The sequence below is a fragment of the Clostridium sp. CAG:43 genome (assembly GCF_000434655.1).
Taxonomy (GTDB): Bacteria; Bacillota; Clostridia; order Lachnospirales; family Lachnospiraceae; genus Otoolea; species Otoolea fessa.
The window spans coordinates 1-3,847 of record NZ_FR895068.1 but is presented as its reverse complement, the minus strand read 5'-3'; the positions used below and the strand labels follow the sequence as shown (position 1 = coordinate 3,847).

5 protein-coding genes are annotated in these 3,847 nt (G+C 52.8%); all 5 read right to left on the bottom strand.

The window, feature by feature from the left end; all coding sequences use genetic code 11:
- Nucleotides 1-72 precede the first annotated feature (72 nt).
- The gene (locus tag QVO97_RS05475; RefSeq protein ID WP_022359386.1) at nt 73-873 is read right to left on the bottom strand and encodes an energy-coupling factor transporter transmembrane component T family protein; all 801 of its coding nucleotides are present in this window, start codon (nt 871-873) and stop codon (nt 73-75) included.
- On the bottom strand, nt 870-1,340 hold the full coding sequence (locus tag QVO97_RS12710; protein ID WP_022359385.1) for an ATP-binding cassette domain-containing protein: 471 nt from the start codon (nt 1,338-1,340) through the stop codon (nt 870-872). Before QVO97_RS12710 ends, QVO97_RS05475 begins: the two co-directional genes overlap by 4 nt.
- A complete protein-coding gene (locus tag QVO97_RS12705; protein WP_022359384.1) occupies nt 1,333-1,752 on the bottom strand; it encodes an ATP-binding cassette domain-containing protein in 420 nt (139 codons plus the stop codon). The genes QVO97_RS12710 and QVO97_RS12705 overlap by 8 nt, the downstream gene beginning before the upstream one ends.
- 2 nt (nt 1,753-1,754) lie before the next feature.
- Nucleotides 1,755-2,615, bottom strand: a complete 861-nt coding sequence (locus QVO97_RS05465) for an energy-coupling factor transporter ATPase (RefSeq protein ID WP_022359383.1) — start codon at nt 2,613-2,615, stop codon at nt 1,755-1,757.
- A 149-nt stretch (nt 2,616-2,764) separates the two neighbouring features.
- Nucleotides 2,765-3,760, bottom strand: a complete 996-nt coding sequence (locus QVO97_RS05460; protein WP_022359382.1) for a peptidylprolyl isomerase — start codon at nt 3,758-3,760, stop codon at nt 2,765-2,767.
- Between the last annotated feature and the right edge of the window lie 87 nt (nt 3,761-3,847).

The following is a 3,847-nucleotide window of genomic DNA, read 5'->3' as shown; positions in this document are numbered from 1 at the left end:
TTCTAAACTTTCTTTTTCAAATGCGCCTTTTGAATAAAAAATGCGCCCTGACACATTCAAGCAATCACTCTTTTAAAACAAAATTCGAAGCGCGATCACGATTCCTAAATAAACCAGAAGGATCAGGTAAGTAACCCTGTCTCTTGCCTCATAATGCAGCGGCTTCATCTTGGTCCGCCCACTTCCGCCCCGGTAGCAGCGCGCCTCCATCGCCATCGCCAGATCCGTCGCGCGGCGGAACGCCGATACGAAAAGCGGTACCAGAATCGGGATCATGCTCTTTGCCCGCTGTACGAGATTACCAGATTCAAAATCAGCGCCTCTCGCCATCTGTGCCTTCATGATCTTATCCGTCTCCTCAATCAGGATCGGGATAAAACGCAGCGCGATCGACATCATCATCGAGATCTCATGCACCGGCACATGGAGACGGTTCAAGCATCCCAGACTCCGCTCCAGGCCGTCCGTGAGCTGGTTCGGGGTCGTCGTCAGCGTCATGACAGAGGAACCAATCACCAGATACATCAGGCGCAGACCCATGAAAACTGCCAGTCGCAAGCCCTCATGCGTCACTTTTAAGAACCCTATCTGGAAAATCACCCGTCCATTTGTCAGAAACAGGTTAAAGCTGATACTGATAAGTAACAGGAACACGATCGCCTTGAGTCCCCGCACGATAAATTTAAATGGTACGCGTGAGGCACGGACCGCCATCGCCAGAAATACGGTCGCTACCGCATAGCAGAGCAGGTTATCCGCGAAAAATAATGAAATAATGTAGATCAGCGTTCCAAACAGCTTGGTACGCGGATCCAGCCGGTGAACCACTGATTCGACCGGATAATACTGTCCGATTGTGATATCCCGTATCATTGTTTCTCCCTCCGCTTGTTATACAGCGCCAGAATCGCCTCCCGCGCCTCTTCTACCGTCGTGATCGCGTCGTCGATCGGAATCCCGCACTCCCGAAGTCCCTGCACCACATAAGTGATCTGCGGCGCGGCAAGACCGATCGCCTCTAACTCCTTGTAATGGCGGAATACCTCCTTCGGCGTATCGTCAAACATCTTCACGCCGTCGTTCATGACCATGATGCGGTCCACGTAGCGCGCCATGTCCTCCATGCTGTGGGAAACCACCAAAATCGTCAGCCCGTGCTCCCGGTTCAGGCGCTCGATCTGACCTAAAATCTCATCGCGCCCCTGCGGATCGAGTCCCGCCGTCGGCTCGTCGAGGATCATCATCTCCGGACGCATCGCCAGTACACCCGCGATCGCGACGCGGCGTTTCTGTCCGCCGGAAAGTTCAAACGGGGACTGCTTATAAAATTTTTCATCCATGCCGACCAGCTTTAAGGCATGGCGNCAGCTTTAAGGCATGGCGGGCACGTTTTTCCACCGCTTCCTGCGGAAGCCCCAGATTTTTCGGTCCGAAACAGACGTCTGTAAAAATATCTGCCTCAAAGAGCTGGTACTCCGGATACTGGAACACCAGCCCCACTTTACTCCGCAGATCCTTTAATTTATAACCCTGGCTGTAAATGCTGACACCCTGATACTTAATGTCGCCGCTGGTCGGCTTGATCAGACCGTTTAAATGCTGGATCAGGGTCGATTTTCCCGATCCGGTATGACCAATCAGACCGACAAATTCGCCGTCCTGAATCTCAAAACTTACGTGCTTTAATGCCTGGCGCTCTAACGCCGTGCCCTCGCCGTAGGTGTAGCACAAATCTTCTACCTGTATTGCCATCTCTATTCCTCTTTCAAAAGCGGTACCAGTGCATCCAGAAGCTCCGATTTACGAAGGATTCCATCTGGAAGCGGAATTCCCTTTTTCTGCAGCTCCCACGCAAGCTCCGTCACCTGCGGCACATCCATCCGGTATTGTTTTAGTTCCTCCACGCGGGAGAAAATCTCCTTCGGCGTGCCGTCCATCACGATATGACCGTCATCCATGACGATCACGCGGTCTGCATCGACCACCTCTTCCATATAATGGGTGATCAGCACCATCGTGATTCCTTCCGCCCGGTTTAACTCATGGACGGTGCGGATAACCTCCTTGCGTCCGTTCGGATCGAGCATCGCCGTCGGCTCATCGAGCACGATACATTCTGGTTTCATCGCCATGACGCCCGCGATCGCCACACGCTGCTTCTGTCCGCCGGACAGATGGTTCGGGGACTGCTTGCGGTACATCGTCATCCCGACTGCCTTTAAGCTCTCATCCACTCGCTTCCAGATCTCCTCGGTCGGAACTCCGATATTTTCCGGACCGAATCCGACGTCCTCTTCCACTATATTTCCTATGATCTGGTTATCCGGGTTCTGAAAGACCATGCCCGCATTTTTGCGGATATCCCACAGATGCGCCTCGTCCCTTGTATCCATCTCCGATACAAAAAGCGTACCGTCGGTCGGGCTCAAAATGCCATTGATCTGCTTGGCAAATGTGGACTTGCCGGAACCATTGTGTCCCAGGATCGCCACAAAGCTACCTTTCTCAATCTCCAGATTCACATGATCCAGGGCGCGCTTTACTTCCTCTACCTGCCCCTCTTCATCGCGTCTTATATAATCAAATACAAGATTGACCGCTTTTATGATATTCATGTATTTTTCCTCCACAGTATGTCCGCCTGACCGGACATTACCGTTCATTGTAGAAGAATTTTCCCCGGTAGTCAAGCGGTTGTTCCGAATTGTTATCCTTTTTTAAAAATAAGTTTACTTTTTGTCTACCCGCCCCAGGTACAGACTACCTATTTGATCGCATATTCCGCGTAAATCTCAAAGAAATCCGCGTCATTTTTCTCGAACTCGGAGGTCAGATCCAGACTGTCCCAGAGCCCGCTGCTGTAAGAAACGGAGATCGTATTGCTGAACCGGTCGTAGATCTCCTGAAAGGCGCGTTTTTTCCGCTCCTCGTAGATGCGCTCCTTGCGCGCCGCCGTCTCGTCCTCGTCGTAATCGTCCGTACATTTGAGCACATAGTACGCGTCGTCCGCATGGATCACCTGGCTGACTGCGCCCTCGGCAAGGGAAAATGCCTCTTTCTCATAGGCATCCGACTCATCGCCGCGCCCCAGCACCCGGTCACTCACCGTCAACCCCGCCTCCTCGGCACAGGACTGGAAATCGGCATCTTCCTGCGATGCCGCCCGCTGGAAGGCGTCTGCCTCGCTCTCATCCGATGTCTTTATCTGACTGACATGGATCACCTTTGCCTCACTGTCGCTGACCTCCAGCGCCACATTGTCCGTGAGCTGTCCCGCCAGCTTCTCCGCCAGACCATAATCCTCATAGATATGCTGGACGTCCGCCTCCGTTACGCCCATCGAGTCAATCGCCGACTGCGGCAGACGCCCAAAATACTCGGCTGCTGCCCGGTCCATCGCCGCCCGTTCCTCTGAAGTCAGGGAAATCCCCCGGTCGGCTGCCAGCAGGTTCATGATTTTCAGCTCATCCATAAACGAACGGATCTGTTTTTTTAGATACGTTTCAAAATCATCGCCCTTTTCTCCAACTGAAACGCCCCAGATCTGATCCGTACAGACCTCCTCATAGCGTTTTTTCTCCGTCATGGCGATCACCATCACTTCCGCGCGGGAATAACCTTTTTCATTCTTCTTTCCCACCACGATCGTGCTGCCGTCCGAGCCGCATCCAGTCAAAAGCCCCAGGCTGAGCGCCAGCCCCGCAAGCAGGGCACACGCCACCCGGTGGATATGGTTTGTCTTCCTTTTCTGTTTCTGCATGGATACTCCCTTTCTCCTGCATATTTTAGCAATTCCTGTCACATATTCTCTCTGAGCGGCTGATTTATCTCAGTCGAGAAGACTCCC